Raw genomic sequence first — 16,317 nt, forward strand, 5'->3', positions numbered from 1 at the left:
TCCATGTTCTGGAGTGTAATCAGTCGAATAGGGGAGTAGCAGCTCCCCATGGAGAAACCGCATGCGAATAATCAATCGCTATCCTTCAACGCCGATGCGCTGGGTCTTGGGGCTACTGCCTTTTATCCTGCTGCTGTTGGTCTATATGGGCGCCTCTGAGGCGCGACTGGCAGAGAACCCGAACGACAAGCTTTTGCCCGGAATTACCAAAATGGCAGATGCGATCCAGCGACTGGCCTTTGAGCCCAGCAAACGCAGTGGTGAGTACCTGTTTTGGCAGGACACACTGAGCAGCTTGCAGCGCTTAGGCATGGGCGTCGGGATCAGCGCATTGATTGGCTTGGTCATTGGTGTTGGCAACGGCGCGATCCCCTTGGTTCGCGCCAAACTGTCACCCTTGGTCACGGCTATCAGCCTGATCCCGCCGATGGCGATACTGCCGGTGCTGTTTATTGTTTTCGGTCTTGGTGAAGTATCGAAAGTGGTGCTGATCGTGATTGGTATCGCGCCATTTATTATTCGCGATCTGCAGGCCCGTACGTTGGATATTCCCAGCGAACAGCTGATAAAAGCACAAACCTTGTCAGCCAACAGTTGGCAGCTGATTATCCGCGTGTTGTTGCCGCAGGTGATGCCACGACTGCTCGATGCTGTGCGTTTGTCATTGGGTGCCGCCTGGCTGTTTTTGATTGCTGCGGAGGCGATCGCGGCCACTGATGGGCTGGGCTACCGCATCTTCCTGGTTCGCCGTTATCTGTCGATGGAGGTGATCCTGCCTTATGTGTTCTGGATAACTCTGTTGGCGTTTGCCATCGATTGGGCGCTGCGTCTGATTAGCCGTAAAGCCTTCCCCTGGTACCACTCAGCACAGAATCAGGGAGGTCAGTCATGAGTTATATCGCCATTAGCCAACTCTGGAAAAACTACGGTGATCATGTCGTACTGGAGCGCCTTAGCAAGCAGGTGGAGCAGGGCGAGTTTGTCACGCTGGTCGGCGCCTCTGGTTGCGGTAAAACCACCTTCCTGAAGATGTTGCTCGGCGTAGAGTCGCCAAGCAAAGGTCAGCTGAACCTGCAGGGGGCCCCCCTTAAACGTGAGCCCGATGGTGAGCGTGGCATCGTGTTTCAGCGCTACTCTGTCTTCCCTCATATGACGGTAAGACAAAACGTACTGGTTGCCGTGGAGTTACGTCATCAAGGCTGGCTGTCACGCTTGACCGGACGTTTGTTTGGCAAAGCGAAACAACAGGCATTGGCAGATGTGGATGCCATGCTTGAGCGCGTCGGCCTAGCGCCTTCCGCTAACCGCTATCCCCATGAGTTGTCAGGCGGCATGCAGCAACGTCTGGCGCTGGCGCAGGCGCTTATCGCCAAGCCTAAAGTACTGTTGCTGGATGAACCGTTTGGCGCACTGGACCCGGGCATTCGTGCTGATATGCATGTACTGGTGAAAGAGCTGTGGCAGCAGGAAAACCTGACCATCTTTATGATCACCCACGACCTGTCCGAAGCGTTTGCCTTGGGCTCGCGCCTCTGGGTGTTCGATAAGGTGCGTCACGATCCTCAGGCGCCTCAAGCCTATGGTGCAACTATCACCTATGACCTGCCAATCAATCAACAAACTGCCAACTGTGATGATACCCAGCAGGTGCTGGCAAAAACGCTTTCACCTCATGTGGACTTGAGCACTGCTCAGCCAGAAAAAGCGGGATTGGCAGCCGCTGAAAGTGAATAGCGGAGAGCCAGTTGGCTCTGTTAGGCAGTAAGAACTTTTGTGAGAAACAAAATGAGTTTATTAGACAAAAATGAGTACACCACACGGATTCCCGGGGCCAGTCACTGGTCGTTCCGGATCCGTCGTGGCATGCAGATGAAGATCACCGATCTTCAGGGGGGCGCCAATGTCGGCATGCTGTTCTACAACCCTGAAGATCTGCTGGAGCGTTACAACGCCCCGGATACGCTCAAGTGTCAGCACACCTTCAAACTAAGCCAGGGTAACTGTCTCTATTCGGATATGGGGCGAATATTCTGCTCAATCACCGAAGACTCTGTGGGCTGGCACGATACCGTTAGTGGCAATTCGAATGCTGCATCGGTCGCAAAGCGTTTTGGTGAGAAGAGTTACCAGGAAGCAGGCAACCGATGGCATCAGGACGGCTACACATCATTTCTGGTTGAGTTGGCCAAATATGGCCTGGGCAAAAAAGACATGGCTTCCAACCTCAATCTGTTCAGCAAAGTGGCTGTGGCTGATGACGGTAAGTTGAGTTATGTCGTTGACCACAGCAAGCCAGGTGACCATGTGGTGCTGCGATTTGAGATGGACACGCTGGTTGTGTTGCATAACTGCCCACATCCGATGCACCCGGAAGGGGAATATCCGCGCAAGCTGATCGAGATAACCCTGTCTGAAGCGCCTGCAGTTCAAAGTGACGACGAGTGTATGAATCACTGCCCTGAAAATGGCCGCGGCTTTAAGAACAACCAACTTTATCTGATGGGCATGCCGCCACTAAGTATGTGTGGTGAAGATCACTCTCATTCCCACGATCACTCCCACAAGAATTCCCACGTAGAAGGGGTTAGCCAATGATTGTTGAGAGCCAAAAGCAATTAGCGGATGCGCTTAGTCGCGAAAAACTGCCTGCTGGCGATTACTACATGAAGGTACTCAAAGCTGGCCAAACCCTGCGCATTGTTGATTCCGAAGGCAACCAAGCAGCCGATGTTCTGTTCTATTCAGTAGCAGATCCCACGGTGCGCTACAGCGCCATGGACACTATCCGTGAACAGGGCAACGTGTTTCTGACAGCTGGAAGCACGTTGATGACCAACGAATGTGATCCCATGTTGGAGATAGTGGCTGATACCTGTGGTCGTCACGACACACTGGGCGGTGCCTGTGCGACCGAGAGCAACACGGTGCGATATGACCTGGAAAAACGCACCATGCACGCCTGCCGTGATAGTTGGATGAAGGCGGTCGCCGAGAACGAAGAGTTTGGTATGACCAAGCGCGACATCACCCACAACATCAACTTCTTTATGAATGTGCCAGTGACTGAAGAAGGCGGACTGACCTTCGCTGACGGTATTTCAGCGCCAGGCAAATACGTGGAACTGGAAGCCAAGATGGACGTGATCGTTTTGATATCCAACTGTCCCCAGTTGAACAACCCATGCAACGCCTATAACCCAACCCCGGTTGAGCTGATTATTTGGGATTGAGCATTTGGGACTAAGCATTTGTGACTAAGAATTTGGAACTAGTCGTCGTGAAGCGGCTAAGCCAACAATAGATATTTAAGTAAGCACTAACTTTTCTCCGCGCGCCAGCGCCAACCTGGGACGACCCAGAATTGAATCGGAGTGAAACTCAAAAAGCGGGACGACCCGCTAGCGCTAAGGCTCATTGCATATGACAACCAATGTATTGATAGCCAACCGTGGTGCCATTGCCACCCGAATTATTCGTACTCTCAAAGCCATGGGCCATAGAGCCATCGCTGTTTACGCGGAAGCAGACAAAGAGTCTCTGCATGTCAGCCAGGCGGATGAAGCCTATTCGCTGGGCGAGGGCGCGGCAGCCACCACTTACCTGGATCAGGACAAGCTATTCGAAATTGCGAAACAGGCCAACGTCAACGCGATCCATCCCGGTTACGGCTTTTTGAGTGAAAACCCCGATTTTGTCAGGCGTTGTGAAGCCGAGGGTGTCGTGTTCCTTGGTCCGACACCAGAACAGATGAACGCCTTCGGCCTTAAACACAGCGCCCGAGAATTGGCTGCCGCCAACAAAGTCCCTTTGGTACCTGGTACGGATCTGCTGGCTGATCTTGAGCAAGCGAAAACGGCGGCCGCTGAGATCGGCTATCCGATTATGCTCAAAAGTACCGCCGGTGGTGGCGGTATCGGAATGCAGTTATGCCGCTCTGAGCAGGAGCTGGTTCAGGCGTTTGATTCGGTGATCCGACTGAGTCAAAACAACTTCGGCAATGCAGGCGTATTCCTGGAGAAGTTTATTGAAACTGCACGTCACGTTGAGGTGCAGGTGTTTGGTGATGGCGAAGGCAATGTCGTCACTCTAGGGGCCCGCGACTGTTCGTTACAGCGCCGCAACCAGAAAGTGGTGGAAGAGACACCGCCCCCTTGTCTGTCAGCCGATACGCAGCAGGCGATGGAGTTAACCGCCAAGCGCTTAATGTCAGCGGTGAAATACCGTAGCGCGGGTACCGTCGAGTATATCTATGACGTCAGCAGCGGTGACTACTACTTCCTCGAAGTAAATACTCGCTTACAGGTAGAGCACGGTGTTACCGAAGCGATCTTCAATGTCGATCTGGTCAAGTGGATGATCCAGCTTGGCTTAGGCGAGTTACCAGCCATTGAGGCCCTGGCCAAAGATTTGACCCCTGAAGGCCATGCGGTGCAGGTAAGGGTGTACGCCGAAGACCCCAATAAAGATTTCCAACCTTGTGCAGGTTTGTTGAGTCAGGTGAGCTGGCCAGAAGCTTCTGATTTAACCGAGCCAGGAGATCCAGCAGCGAAAAAAACAGCAGCGCAAAAACCAGCGACACCAAAAAAAGCCCGCATCGATCATTGGATCCATGCTGGGCTGGAAGTGTCACCTTTCTTCGATCCCATGCTGGCAAAAGTCATTGTGCACGCGGATAACCGTGAGCAGGCGTTCGCAGACTTGGGCAAGGTGCTGGATAAAAGTCAGGTTTATGGCATCGAAACGAATTTGGGCTACCTCAAACAGGTACTGAGTGACGGAGACGTACGCGACGGCAAGGTCTGGACCGGCCTGTTAAACCAATTTGATTATCAGCCTCAGTCTATCGATGTACTGGTCGCTGGCACGCAAACAACGATTCAAGACTACCCAGCACGTAAAGGTTATTGGGATATCGGTGTGCCACCATCAGGCCCGTTTGATAGCCGCTCGTTCCGTTTAGGCAACCAACTACTGGGCAACGCTGAAGATAGCGCAGGCTTGGAGATAACCCTTAGCGGACCGACCCTTAAGTTCAACACTGCCCGCCGTGTGGTGATCACTGGGGCCGTCATAGACGCCAAGCTGAATGGTGAGGCCGTGCCTATGTGGCAGGTGATCGAGGTCGCGGCAGGGCAAACGTTAAAGTTGGGCAAAATCGAATCGGGCAGTCGTAGTTACTTATTGGTGGATGGAGGCATCGATTGCCCTGATTATCTGGGCTCAAAATCGACATTTACCCTGGGTCAGTTTGGTGGGCACAGCGGTCGTGCGCTGCAAGCCGGTGATGTCTTGCATCTCAACCAGGCCGCTACGTCCGACATGCAGACTAACGCCATCACTCCTGCGATGATCCCAGACTCTCTTTGCCAAAAAGGAGAGCATGGTGAATGGACGCTACATGTGATTTACGGGCCACATGGTGCGCCAGACTTCTTTACTGACAAAGACATTCAAACTTTCTTTGATGCCGAGTGGGAAGTGCACTACAACTCCAGCCGTACCGGTATTCGACTGGTGGGGCCAAAACCAGAATGGGCGCGCCGTGATGGTGGCGAGGCGGGCATGCACCCCTCCAATATTCACGACAATGCCTATGCCATAGGTACCATCGACTTTACCGGGGATATGCCGGTGATCCTCGGTCCCGACGGCCCGTCACTGGGAGGCTTCGTCTGTCCGGCGACCGTCATTGCTGCTGATTTGTGGAAGCTGGGCCAGTTGCGGGCAGGAGATAAAGTGAAATTTGTGCCCGTGTCGATGGCGCAGGCGGTTGCCGTCGAAAAAGCGCAGTTGGACGCGATAACAGCGCTCGAACCTATCTCTGTTGAGATGCAACCATACCTGCCAGAGACACCCGTTGTTAAAACGCTGAGTGAAGCTGAGGTCGGTATCGATGTGGTTTATCGCCCCAGTGGTGATAAATACCTGCTGGTGGAGTACGGGCCCTTGGTGCTGGATATCGAACTGCGCTTCCGTGTTCACGCGCTGATGTTATGGCTGCAGCAGCATTCGTTACCGGGCATTGAAGAGCTAACACCAGGTATTCGCTCGTTGCAGGTGCATTATGATTCGCAGCAACTCTCTATTGATGCGCTACTCAATCACCTTGAGCAAGCTGAAAAGGCGATGGGTGATCTCGAGTCGATGGAGCTACCGTCTCGTGTCGTACATCTGCCCCTGAGTTGGGACGATGAAGCCTGTCGTCTGGCGATCGAAAAGTATATGAAGTCGGTGCGCCCGGACGCGCCGTGGTGCCCCAGTAATATTGAATTTATTCGCCGTATTAATGGCCTCGAGTCGATCGAAGAGGTCAAGAAGATCGTCTTTGATGCCAGTTACTTAGTCATGGGGTTAGGCGATGTTTACTTGGGCGCTCCGGTGGCAACACCGCTTGACCCACGCCATCGACTGGTGACGACCAAATACAACCCGGCACGTACCTGGACTGCAGAAAACTCGGTCGGTATTGGTGGTGCTTACATGTGTGTGTACGGCATGGAGGGGCCCGGTGGTTACCAATTTGTTGGCCGTACCTGCCAGATGTGGAACCGATATTGGCAGCCAGAGAAACAGGATGCCAACTTCAGCAAACCCTGGTTGCTGCGCTTCTTCGATCAGATCCGCTTTTACCCTGTGTCAGCCGAAGATTTAGTAGAGATCCGCCAAGGGTTCCCGCAGGGGCGCTACCCACTCAAGATCGAACAGACCAGCTTTAGCCTCAAACAGTACAAACAGTTCTTGAGTGAAAACGCAGAGGATATCGATAGCTTTGTGTCATCACGAGACCAAGCATTTGATCAAGAACTGCAACGCTGGGAGGCGTCAGGCCAACTTCATTTTGATGCCAGTCAGGCGCTTGCCTCTGATGACAATGAGGGCGAGCAGATGCCCGACAACTGCATCACGGTGGATAGCCATGTAGCAGGCAGTGTGTGGCAGCTAATGGTCGAGCAGGGGCAACAGGTCGAGGAGGGGCAACCGCTGGCGATCCTCGAATCGATGAAGATGGAGATCCAGGTACTGGCACCCTCAGCCGGTAAGGTGCACTCGCTGCGTCGTGATCAGGGTGCACAGGTCAATGCCGGGCAGTCGCTGATCTGGCTGGAGGAGCAGGTATGAGTGCGGTGAATGTGAATATTGGAAAAGAATCTGATTTTGGAAAAGAAAGTATGTCTGAGAAAGCTTTTGACTGGCAGCAACTGGATATCACCATTGCAGGCCTGCAGCGACATTACAAGCAGGGCGACTTTACTCCGTCAGAACTGGTTGCGTTTCTTTGCCAGCAGGATCAGGAAGATGTAAATAATATCTGGATTGAAAGGTTAAGCCCGGAACAGTTGGCGCCTTATGTAAGCGCTCTAAACTTGCGAGAGGCTGAATCGCTGCCCCTGTTTGGCGTGCCCTTTGCGGTTAAAGACAACATCGATCTGGGCGGGATAGACACCACCGCCGCCTGTGAAGCGTTTCGGTATACCGCCGCCAAAGATGCCACTGTGGTCGCCCGGCTGATCGCAGCTGGGGCCATCCCCATGGGTAAAACCAATATGGACCAGTTTGCTACCGGTTTGGTAGGAGCGCGTTCGCCTTGGGGTGAGGGCAAAAATGCGTTCAATTCGGAGTATATCTCGGGCGGCTCAAGTTCAGGCTCAGCAGTGGCAACCGCCAAGGGTTTGGTGAGTTTTGCTTTGGGTACCGATACCGCAGGCTCGGGCCGGGTTCCGGCTGCATTTAATAATCTGATAGGCCTCAAACCCAGTCGCGGCTTGTTGAGCTGTGAAGGTGTTGTTCCGGCCTGTAAAAGTCTGGACTGCGTATCTGTGTTTGCCTTGACGGTTGATGACGCCAATACCGTACTCGCCGCCGCTGAAGGGTTTGACGAAGGGGATTGTTATAGCCGTGCTAATCCATTCGACAACAGCGCACGCAGCTATGGTGCCATCACCGAACCACAAACCGTCGCCATCCCATTGCCAGAACAGCTGGCGTTCTTCGGCGATGAGCAGGCCGAACAATTGTTTCATCAAGCAGTAGGGCAGTTTAAAGCGTTAGGACATCAGGTAATTGAGGTGGATGTCGAACCACTGCTGACCGCGGCTAAATTGCTTTATGAAGGTCCCTGGGTGGCAGAGCGCTACTTGGCAACTGAAGCCTTGTTTGAACAATCGCCAGAGGCCATGTTGCCGGTGATCCAAACCATTATTGGTGGAGGCTCAAAACCCACTGCCGCCGATGGCTTTAAGGCGATGTACAAACTACAGGCCTGTCGTCAGCGGGCAGATACGCTGATAAAAAGTTTTGATGCGCTACTGATGCCGACAGCGCCAACTTGTTACACCATCGAGCAAGTGAATCAGGATCCCATCACGCTTAACAGCCAAATAGGCACCTACACCAACTTTGTTAACCTGCTGGATATGGCGGCGATTGCGGTGCCTGCAGGTTTTCTGCCCAGTGGCGTCGGGTTCGGTGTCACGCTGCTTGGCCCAGCATTCAGCGACCGCTACCTGCTGAGCCTGGCCAATCAGTATTGTCAGCAGGTTAAGCTACCGCTGGGCGCAACAGGGTGTGCACTAGCCGATAGTCAGCTTAAGCAATCTGTAGCATCTGACACCGTTGAGCTGGTGGTATGCGGCGCTCATTTGACGGGGATGCCACTGAACTGGCAACTGACAGAGCGCGGTGCAATTAAGCTGCGCGAAGACAAAACCTCTGACAACTATCGTTTGTTTGCCATGAGCGATGGTCGTCCAGCGTTAGTAAGGGATGAATCAGGCGCAATCTCTCGTATGGATGCAGGTGAGGGCGAAAGTCAGTCGATTTTGGTCGAGGTGTGGCAGATTGCGAAGTCTGAGCTTGGCAGTTTTGTTGCGGCGATCCCGGCACCGTTGGGGATCGGTAAAGTCGAGTTGGCCGATGGTGGTTGGTACACCAGTTTTATAGCTGAATCTCGGGCTATAAATGGCGCCAAAGAGATCACTCAGCTGGGTGGTTGGCGAGCCTATCAATCAGAGCTAGCGGTTAGCTAAAGTGGTTTTGCCAGATCAGAGCACTAGCGCTCAATATTGCAATTCGTGATATTGAGCGCTTGCGTCTGCCAACAGAACCACGATTGAATTCAAAATCTTCACTTCAATATCTCAACCATTTGACGTGTTTTTAACCTTAAAAAAACCTTATTTTTACGTCTGATTTTTTATTGCGCGTTTGATCTAATTTATTGATTTATTTCTGTTAAATGAGTTTTTTGCTGTTGATAATTCGCCCGGATAAAGCCCATAGAATTAGCGACAGATACCATGAAAAAAATTGCAGTAATTTCCCTTATTCCACTCTCTATATTAGTTAATGGATGTGGCAGCAGTAGTGACGATGATTATGGTCCCAGAGACCTGCAGATTAACTTTATTCTGCCCGACACGTTGCAACTGCTGGACCAGACTACGGATCTTGATGGGAATGTCATCGCGCCTCTATGGACTGACAATGGCTATAAACATTTCATCCATGTAGTGGGTTACACCGTGTGTGCCGAGGATGATCATGAAAAGCAGTGTTTCGAAGATGTGATACTTGAGGACAGTTCCGTGGTGTTTGAGGACGTTGAAGGGAAAGTAACCGTCTCAGCCTTCCACCCTTTTGATAGTGAAACCTCGGTGTTTGCGTACACCGTCGGTGGTGAGGGAACGGCCGGTGCAGCACTGGAAGAAGCGAACATGCGCTTGGCCAACCAACTCTGGTCGTTTGTTACCATAGATAACAGCAACGAAATCGCCGATACACCCACTGTGCGTGAGTTGGGGACGGAAGATGAACAAGGGCTGCAGAAAGTGTTCAGTGGTGGCAAAGACTACTACTTCGCTTACTTCCAACAAGATGTCACGCTAAAGGTGCCTCTTTACAGCGGCGTGGATGCGGAGCAAACCATCATGAATCCTGAGGTTGAGCACCACTATCGGTTTTATGTGTCTGAGGCGAACAGCAGTGAATTTGAGTTAAACCACGCTGACTAGACCTACTTTTTTGTCCCTACAGTAAACCTATGGCTGATGGCAATAATCCGCTTTATTGTCATCAGCGCTGCTAAGCTCAATGTTGATTCTTATGCTCAGTTATTTATGTCAGGAGCCTCTATGTTCAGCAATAAGCTTAAAGCCGGTGCAGAGTTTCCCTCTTTGGTTGTTCCCTGCCGTAGGCGTGGTGAAGCCGATATCTCCAAGCCTGAAGAGCCAGCCACCTGGCGCATGATTGTGGTGTACCGAGGCCGCCACTGCCCGTTGTGTACCCGCTACCTGAATGAGTTGGAGGGCTATGTCGATCGACTCAATGCCATCGATGTTGATTTGGCGGTGGTATCTGGGGACAGCGAAGCCCAACTGCGTGAACATATGAGCCGACTGGATGTGACCTTTCCCATCTATCACGGCTTAAGTATTCAGCAGATGGAGTCTCTAGGGCTGTACATATCCCATCCCAGATCGGAGCAGGAAACTGACCATCCTTTCCCTGAGCCGGGCCTGTTTGTGATTAACGAAAAAGGTACGCTCCAGGTCGTCGATATCTCCAACAACCCTTTTGTGCGACCAAATCTGGAGTCACTGGTATCCGGACTGGAGTGGATACGCAAGAACGATTATCCGATCCGAGGGACCTATCCTGACTAAATACAAGATGAGTTTGTTGGGTGAGGAGACAAAAGGGCCAAGCATCTTTTCACTTGGCCCAACAGATCTATATGCTAGCTGTTTTTGGTTATGCTGATTTTCTTTTTAACCCAAACAGCGCAAATCCTAACAAAGCGAGAGAGGGGGTGACTGGCACATCCCTGTTCGGCGGATAGTGATTGTCATTCCACTCTGAATTGAGCAGGTCGACGTTGCTATATGTTGCACTGTATCCGCGTTGGTTATTAACACACTCTAAATTGTACGGACCATAGCTTCGGCATATACGTTCACTAAAATCCACCGACTGACGAGCAAGAATATTTTGTACCGGAACCTCATCTAAAGAATCTACCAAGTTACGTAATTCCCATTCGTAAGGGTAGAGTAGGTCACTATTTAGATTGGAAAGATCGAACTCAATTGAATGCATTATCTCAACTTCAACTTCTGTTGACTCCCAGTCATCTGCCGCGAATTCTTCCAAATGAAAGTGAGTGCCACGGTTAATAATCTTTAAATCTAGATACCGATGCTGAGATGGATTTTCAGGCCGGGTTTCTAAACCATAAAAATTAACCGAATAGGATATATCCGCGCTGTTTTGAAAAACCAGAGGATATTGATTGAGGTGCTCAGGAAGGAAGGCAAAAAGTTCATTGGTTAATGGAAACTCTGAAGCTGACATTTCCACATCAAAGCGGCTCATATGATACTGTGAATTTCCCCAGTCTACGAATGAGTATTCAAAATCGTTTATCTCTGTAATTTCAAACGATACATCTTTACTCTTTTCAGGAACGAGATGCCAATCTTCCGAGAAGTCAGGGGAGACTTGGACTTCTTGAATAGCGCCTGGTGAGTGTAAAGTTAAATCAATTACGCCAGCCATGGTTGATGGTGAGAGCAGTGCGTATACGAGTGAGCCGGCGGTAAGCAGTTTTGTCTTCATATCCTTCATCCTAATGCGCAACCCCTTGTTGCTAGGTGGTTAAGCTATCAATAGACAGCTAGTGCCGTATTTTCAATGCAAAAGATAAGTTAGTCAAAGCTATTTTACTGTCATTGATATGCCGCATCTATCTAAAACATTTGAGGTTTTATCAAAGACTACAGCTTGTTTAGATATCGATTGTTTGCTTTTTAGGACAATGTTCTTGAAATCGCCGCTTCCGCATGAATCTTAGTGGTGTCATATAGCGGCACTTGCGTGTCCTGCTGGCTAACCAATAGAGCAATCTCTGTGCACCCAAGGATCACCGCCTGAGCGCCTTGCGCGTATAGGTCATCAATGATCTGCAGGTATTGCTGACGAGACTGCTCTTTGATTTGTCCGAGGCATAACTCCTGATAGATCACCTGGTGGATCAGCTCCTGCTGAGTCTCAGTGGGTACGACGACTTCGATATCGAACTTGTCCTGTAATCGGCCTTTATAGAAATCTTGTTCCATCGTAAAACGGGTGCCTAACAGACCAACCTTGGTTTTGCCATCCGCAAGCAGTGTCTCTGCGGTGGCGTCAGCGATATGCAGGATCGGGATGTTGATGGTCGCCTGGATCTGCTCCGCTACCTTGTGCATGGTATTGGTACAGATCAGCAGGAAGTCTGCTCCACCCGCTTCGACAGCCCTGGCAGCGTCAGATAACAGCGCAGCAGTTTTGTCCCATTCGCCCTTATGTTGAAGCTTTTCTATCTCATCAAAATCGACACTGTACAGGCAGATCTTGGCTGAGTGCAGCCCACCCAAAGATTGTTTAATTCCTTCATTAATCGCTTTGTAGTAGCTGGCGGTCGACTCCCAGCTCATACCGCCCAGTAGGCCAATGGTTTTCATATCTTTTGTGCTTGCAGTGTCTGATGGGTCATCACTCTATCACTAACTGGCTCCGCAGTTTTTTATGCAACGCACCAAAAATTACGATTGTGACAGTGCCTAATAGAACAGGGAAAACCAGGAAGTCCCAGTCTACACCCGCCAGCATGATCAGAATTGGGTTGGCTCCGGCAGGCGGGTGAGTCGTGCCTGTCAGTAACATGCCGGTAATAGCAACACCAGTGGCAATGGCTATAGAGAGCGGATGAACGCCGAGTAACTGCGCTAACGCCAGTCCGACAAATGCCGCCAACAGATGACCAAGTACGACATTCTTTGGTTGAGCGAGTGGGCTATCTGGCAATCCAAATACCAGAACCGCAGAGGCACCGAATGGGGCCATCAAAAACAGATGTTGTGGCTGAAGGCTATCAGCGTAGGCCAGTAACCCTATCGCCAATGCCGCAGAAAACCCCGAAAAGATCGCGACGACTAACTTATTCATGGTGCAACGCTCCTGTATCTCAAGAAGTAAACAAAACGTATGGTAGACAAGTCTGTCTCCTTTGTTTTTATCAAGGTAGACAACTTTGTCTACCTCTGTCAATATTGGTTTGAGATAAGAGGTAGCGATGACAGATAAACGCGCACTACTGACAGACTCCGCTCTGCAGCTGTTTTATGAAAAAGGCATTAACTCGGTCGGCATCAATGAGGTGCTCAAGGTATCCGGCGTGGCCAAGAAAACCCTCTATAACCATTTTGATAGTAAAGAAGCTTTGGTATTGGCCACGTTAGAGGCCCGTGATCAGATCTTCTTAGGATGGCTGGCAAAGCGGCTTTCGGAAGCTAGCTCTAACGCTGAGCTGGTTGAGGCTTTGTTTGCATCACTGACAGATTGGTTTAACAGCAGAGTGCCTGAATTGCCTCCTTTCCGCGGCTGTTTCTTTATCAACTCCTCGATTGAGTGTGGCGAAACCAGTAAAGCCGTTTCGATCTACTGCCAGACCCATAAAGCCAAAGTGCGTGAATTGATCGAGAACCAGTTGGCCGAACCAAATGCCTCCTTGCTTGATGCGCTTTGCCTGTTGAAAGAGGGGGCTATTGTATCTGCCTATGTCAGCCAGGATCTGGAGGCAGCCAACAAAGCGGTACCTTTGGCAATGGCATTTGTTTAATGGCATTTCATGTTATCGCCGCAAGAGCCTGATACAATCGCTGCCGATTTCAATCAACCGGAAAGCCAATGAGCTATATCGCCCTATCTGAGCATAAAAAGGCTTGGATCTTCAGACGCCAGGATCTGCCAATTGCTGAGGCTGATGCCGCCTTGATCAAGCCAATGACCGCAGAGCGCGCGGCGACGCTGTGGAAAGCGCAGGTGAGCAAACAGGCTGATCATCCCGACTTCTTTAAGAAGGGTGACTGGGCATTCAGCGTCGAAACCTGGAAAGAGGAAGGTGATTGGGAATCCCGTTGGGACAGTGATGAGGCCGCTCTACCGGAAGAGGTACTGCAGCATTGTGACTGGCAGGACAACACCGTGGTGTATTACTGCAACGATCAGAAGAGCGTGATCGAGACGACTTGGGAAGTATTTCAGCGATGCTGGAAAAACTTCCTGTTTATGGATGACGGTGCATTGTTGATCGGCAAGAAGCGAAATGAAGTGGTGCAGTTCCTTTCCAATGGCAGTTATCGTATTGGATCAAAGCCCTGACCTGGCTTCCTCCTCCGGCCTGACTTCATTTGCCACCTGTTTTATCTGCTGCCTGATCCAACGCCGAATGCGGTCATCATGGGTGCGTTGGTGCCAGGCCTGAACCACCTCCACTTTTGGTAACGTTAACGGTGGACAGAACTGTATGAGTCCAGGATCATTTTTCACTGCGTTATCGGCGATCGAGCCTAAACAGGTCAGGAGAAAATCACTCTGTTTCACCACCTGAGGCGGCGCCGAAAAACTGCCGATACCGGCGGCTATCTGCCGGGTTTTACCCAGCTTCAGCAGCGCTTTGTCTGCGACGCCATCCAGGTCGCCAGTCAGTGTCGTGACAATATGCGGCGCAGCCAGGTAAGCCTCAAGATCCATCCCTTTGCTGATAAAAGGATTTTCAGCTCTGGCCAGCACTTTGAACTGCTCACGCAACAAGGTCTGTTGGTAAAAGCTATCTGGCAGGTTATTGAAAAAGCCCGCAATGGCGATATCGCAAAGGCCGTTCTCTAATTCTTGTTTGGGCAGTTTTCCCTGAGTGTTGTGGGTAACCAACCTGAGTTTTGGCGCTTGTTGATGTATGCGAGGCAGCAGCACGGGCAGTATCAGTTGCTCCATATAGTCGGTGGTGAAGATATGGATAGTGTCTGCCTTACTAAGAAAATCGTGGCCCTCGCTGTCTTGGTAAAAACGTTCCAGTTGAGCGACCAGCTTTAACAACTCGGGGGCCAGAGCATGGGCCTTTGGTGTTGGCGTAAGCCCTCTTGCTGCCCGCACAAACAGAGGGTCATCAAACTCATCTCTAAGCTTTTTCAGTTTATGACTGAGTGCGGGTTGGCTGAGCGCCATGCGCTCAGTGGCCGCTGAGAGGCTTTGCTCTTCGTAAAGCACCTTAAACAGGTAAAGAAGATTGCTGTCTTTCGAAGTGATATTCAAATCTTGAATGATATCTATAAAACATATTCATTAGTTTTAACTCTATCCTGCACCTAGACTTTCCGTCAATGAATAGCGCGATGGCTCTTATCCAGACATCGCGAGGTCGATTAAAAAGAGGCTAAGGTATGAATGAATTACGTGTAGGTATTGTTGGCGCGGGAATGATTGCCGGTGTGCTAGCTAATGCCATTAATCAAGCGACAGGAGCAAAACTGGTGGCGGTTGCCAGTCGCCGTCGAGAGAGTGCCGAGCAGCTAGCCTCTGAGTTTTCGATTCCCACCGTATTTGATGATTGGCAGAGCCTGATTGGCTCTGATCAGCTTGACGCGGTTTACATCGCCACGCCCACAGCGGTGCGAGAAGAGATAGCTGTGGCAGCGGCCAATGCTGGCAAACATGTTATCGGTGAAAAACCATTTGCGTCGGCGGGCTCCCTCGAGCGAATCATCGCTGCCGCACAGGCCAATGGCGTGGCCTTTATGGATGCTACACACTTTGTTCATCATCCACGTACATTACAAATCAAAGCGCAGGTAGACGAAGAGATCGGTTCGCCAAAAGTGGTACGCACCAGCTTTTTCTTCCCCTTTATGGATCGCAGTAATATTCGTTTTAATCCAGAAAAAGAACCAACAGGAGCTGTAGGGGATATGGCCTGGTACTCGATGCGAGCCATCACTGAATATCTGCAGCCAGAAGCCCCGGTGAAGTTGGTTTCAGGTGGCATCGTCAGGGACCAAGAGACTGGCGCAGTTGTCCGTGGCACGGGTGTGATTCAGTTCGAAGATGGTAAGTCATCCAGCTTTGATTTCGGCTATGACGCTGGTGTCTGCCTGATGGACCTGGACATTTTGGGTGAGCGAGGCATGTTGCATCTGAATGACTATGTGCTCGATTGGAAACAGGGATTTGCGTTTGACCATGCAGATCACACAGTTGGTTATACCCGCCGCACAGAGATGCAAGCGCCTTCAGAATTTGTCTATGTCGAAGCGGAAAGCGACAAACCTCAGGCAGTTAAATTGGTGGAGGACTTCGTGGAAATCACACAAGCGCCCACAGGCAAATTAGCAAAGCGAAGTGCAGAGATATCACTGCAAACCCAAAAGTTACTTGACGCGTATTGGAACAGTGTCCAAAGCGCTTAATCACCAATCCGTTATTTAGTTGGTCAGTTTTTGAATTATC

At 50.8% G+C, this 16,317-nt stretch carries 15 protein-coding genes; 11 read left to right on the forward strand and 4 right to left on the reverse strand.

Annotation, left to right across the window (positions count from 1 at the left end):
- Positions 1–61 precede the first annotated feature (61 nt).
- The 8 genes from ABEA14_RS01000 (at position 62) to ABEA14_RS01035 (ending at position 10,661) form a co-directional block, all read left to right on the forward strand.
- On the forward strand, positions 62–892 hold the full coding sequence (locus ABEA14_RS01000; protein WP_345337872.1) for an ABC transporter permease: 831 nt from the start codon (positions 62–64) through the stop codon (positions 890–892).
- Positions 889–1,734 carry an ABC transporter ATP-binding protein gene (locus ABEA14_RS01005; RefSeq protein WP_345337873.1) on the forward strand — a complete coding sequence of 282 codons (846 nt, stop codon included), beginning with the start codon at positions 889–891 and terminating at the stop codon, positions 1,732–1,734. The genes ABEA14_RS01000 and ABEA14_RS01005 overlap by 4 nt, the downstream gene beginning before the upstream one ends.
- 51 nt (positions 1,735–1,785) lie before the next feature.
- Positions 1,786–2,595, forward strand: coding sequence for an urea amidolyase associated protein UAAP1 (locus ABEA14_RS01010; RefSeq protein ID WP_345337874.1), 810 nt, complete (start codon positions 1,786–1,788; stop codon positions 2,593–2,595).
- The gene (locus tag ABEA14_RS01015) at positions 2,592–3,230 is read left to right on the forward strand and encodes an urea amidolyase associated protein UAAP2 (protein ID WP_345337875.1); all 639 of its coding nucleotides are present in this window, start codon (positions 2,592–2,594) and stop codon (positions 3,228–3,230) included. Before ABEA14_RS01010 ends, ABEA14_RS01015 begins: the two co-directional genes overlap by 4 nt.
- A 190-nt stretch (positions 3,231–3,420) precedes the next feature.
- Positions 3,421–7,119, forward strand: coding sequence for an urea carboxylase (gene uca, locus ABEA14_RS01020; RefSeq protein ID WP_345337876.1), 3,699 nt, complete (start codon positions 3,421–3,423; stop codon positions 7,117–7,119).
- 50 nt (positions 7,120–7,169) lie between these two features.
- Positions 7,170–9,026 (forward strand): allophanate hydrolase, encoded by a 1,857-nt coding sequence (atzF, locus tag ABEA14_RS01025; protein ID WP_345337877.1) that lies wholly within the window; start codon positions 7,170–7,172, stop codon positions 9,024–9,026.
- A 270-nt stretch (positions 9,027–9,296) separates the two neighbouring features.
- Positions 9,297–10,010 (forward strand): hypothetical protein, encoded by a 714-nt coding sequence (locus tag ABEA14_RS01030; RefSeq protein WP_345337878.1) that lies wholly within the window; start codon positions 9,297–9,299, stop codon positions 10,008–10,010.
- A 120-nt stretch (positions 10,011–10,130) separates the two neighbouring features.
- Positions 10,131–10,661 (forward strand): redoxin domain-containing protein, encoded by a 531-nt coding sequence (locus ABEA14_RS01035; protein WP_345337879.1) that lies wholly within the window; start codon positions 10,131–10,133, stop codon positions 10,659–10,661.
- Between the two features lie 88 nt (positions 10,662–10,749).
- Here ABEA14_RS01035 and ABEA14_RS01040 read toward each other — a convergent pair whose 3' ends face one another.
- The 3 genes from ABEA14_RS01040 to ABEA14_RS01050 all read right to left on the reverse strand — a co-directional run bounded on the left by ABEA14_RS01040 (position 10,750) and on the right by ABEA14_RS01050 (position 12,981).
- Positions 10,750–11,613, reverse strand: coding sequence for a hypothetical protein (locus ABEA14_RS01040; RefSeq protein WP_345337881.1), 864 nt, complete (start codon positions 11,611–11,613; stop codon positions 10,750–10,752).
- A 191-nt stretch (positions 11,614–11,804) separates the two neighbouring features.
- Positions 11,805–12,497 (reverse strand): aspartate/glutamate racemase family protein, encoded by a 693-nt coding sequence (locus ABEA14_RS01045; RefSeq protein ID WP_345337882.1) that lies wholly within the window; start codon positions 12,495–12,497, stop codon positions 11,805–11,807.
- A gap of 31 nt (positions 12,498–12,528) precedes the next feature.
- Positions 12,529–12,981 carry an HPP family protein gene (locus ABEA14_RS01050; protein ID WP_345337883.1) on the reverse strand — a complete coding sequence of 151 codons (453 nt, stop codon included), beginning with the start codon at positions 12,979–12,981 and terminating at the stop codon, positions 12,529–12,531.
- A 127-nt stretch (positions 12,982–13,108) separates the two neighbouring features.
- Between ABEA14_RS01050 and ABEA14_RS01055 the strand changes: the two genes are divergently transcribed.
- Both ABEA14_RS01055 and ABEA14_RS01060 read left to right on the forward strand, forming a co-directional pair.
- The gene (locus ABEA14_RS01055; RefSeq protein ID WP_345337884.1) at positions 13,109–13,654 is read left to right on the forward strand and encodes a TetR/AcrR family transcriptional regulator; all 546 of its coding nucleotides are present in this window, start codon (positions 13,109–13,111) and stop codon (positions 13,652–13,654) included.
- 68 nt (positions 13,655–13,722) lie between these two features.
- Entirely contained in the window at positions 13,723–14,196 is a 474-nt protein-coding gene (locus ABEA14_RS01060) for a DUF2947 domain-containing protein (protein ID WP_345337886.1), read from the forward strand.
- On the opposite strand, the gene ABEA14_RS01065 is transcribed toward ABEA14_RS01060, so the two are convergent.
- A complete protein-coding gene (locus tag ABEA14_RS01065; protein ID WP_345337887.1) occupies positions 14,185–15,126 on the reverse strand; it encodes a LysR family transcriptional regulator in 942 nt (313 codons plus the stop codon). The two genes, ABEA14_RS01060 and ABEA14_RS01065, sit on opposite strands and share 12 nt — an antisense overlap.
- A 128-nt stretch (positions 15,127–15,254) precedes the next feature.
- On the opposite strand from ABEA14_RS01065, the gene ABEA14_RS01070 reads away from it, so the two are divergent.
- Positions 15,255–16,277: a Gfo/Idh/MocA family protein gene (locus ABEA14_RS01070; protein WP_345337888.1), complete on the forward strand. Its 1,023-nt coding sequence runs from the start codon at positions 15,255–15,257 to the stop codon at positions 16,275–16,277.
- Positions 16,278–16,317 lie beyond the last annotated feature (40 nt).

Origin of the sequence: Corallincola platygyrae (assembly GCF_039544265.1) — a bacterium.
Taxonomy (GTDB): Bacteria; Pseudomonadota; Gammaproteobacteria; order Enterobacterales; family Neiellaceae; genus Corallincola; species Corallincola platygyrae.

Coding starts and splice junctions, on each gene's coding strand:
- ABEA14_RS01005 (WP_345337873.1), top strand. CDS start 889: ATGAGTTATATCGCCATTAGCCAACTCTGGAAAAACTACGGTGATCAT.
- atzF (WP_345337877.1), top strand. CDS start 7,170: ATGTCTGAGAAAGCTTTTGACTGGCAGCAACTGGATATCACCATTGCA.
- ABEA14_RS01060 (WP_345337886.1), top strand. CDS start 13,723: ATGAGCTATATCGCCCTATCTGAGCATAAAAAGGCTTGGATCTTCAGA.
- ABEA14_RS01010 (WP_345337874.1), top strand. CDS start 1,786: ATGAGTTTATTAGACAAAAATGAGTACACCACACGGATTCCCGGGGCC.
- ABEA14_RS01035 (WP_345337879.1), top strand. CDS start 10,131: ATGTTCAGCAATAAGCTTAAAGCCGGTGCAGAGTTTCCCTCTTTGGTT.
- ABEA14_RS01055 (WP_345337884.1), top strand. CDS start 13,109: ATGACAGATAAACGCGCACTACTGACAGACTCCGCTCTGCAGCTGTTT.
- ABEA14_RS01050 (WP_345337883.1), bottom strand. CDS start 12,981: ATGAATAAGTTAGTCGTCGCGATCTTTTCGGGGTTTTCTGCGGCATTG.
- ABEA14_RS01040 (WP_345337881.1), bottom strand. CDS start 11,613: ATGAAGACAAAACTGCTTACCGCCGGCTCACTCGTATACGCACTGCTC.
- uca (WP_345337876.1), top strand. CDS start 3,421: ATGACAACCAATGTATTGATAGCCAACCGTGGTGCCATTGCCACCCGA.
- ABEA14_RS01045 (WP_345337882.1), bottom strand. CDS start 12,497: ATGAAAACCATTGGCCTACTGGGCGGTATGAGCTGGGAGTCGACCGCC.
- ABEA14_RS01015 (WP_345337875.1), top strand. CDS start 2,592: ATGATTGTTGAGAGCCAAAAGCAATTAGCGGATGCGCTTAGTCGCGAA.
- ABEA14_RS01070 (WP_345337888.1), top strand. CDS start 15,255: ATGAATGAATTACGTGTAGGTATTGTTGGCGCGGGAATGATTGCCGGT.
- ABEA14_RS01000 (WP_345337872.1), top strand. CDS start 62: ATGCGAATAATCAATCGCTATCCTTCAACGCCGATGCGCTGGGTCTTG.
- ABEA14_RS01030 (WP_345337878.1), top strand. CDS start 9,297: ATGAAAAAAATTGCAGTAATTTCCCTTATTCCACTCTCTATATTAGTT.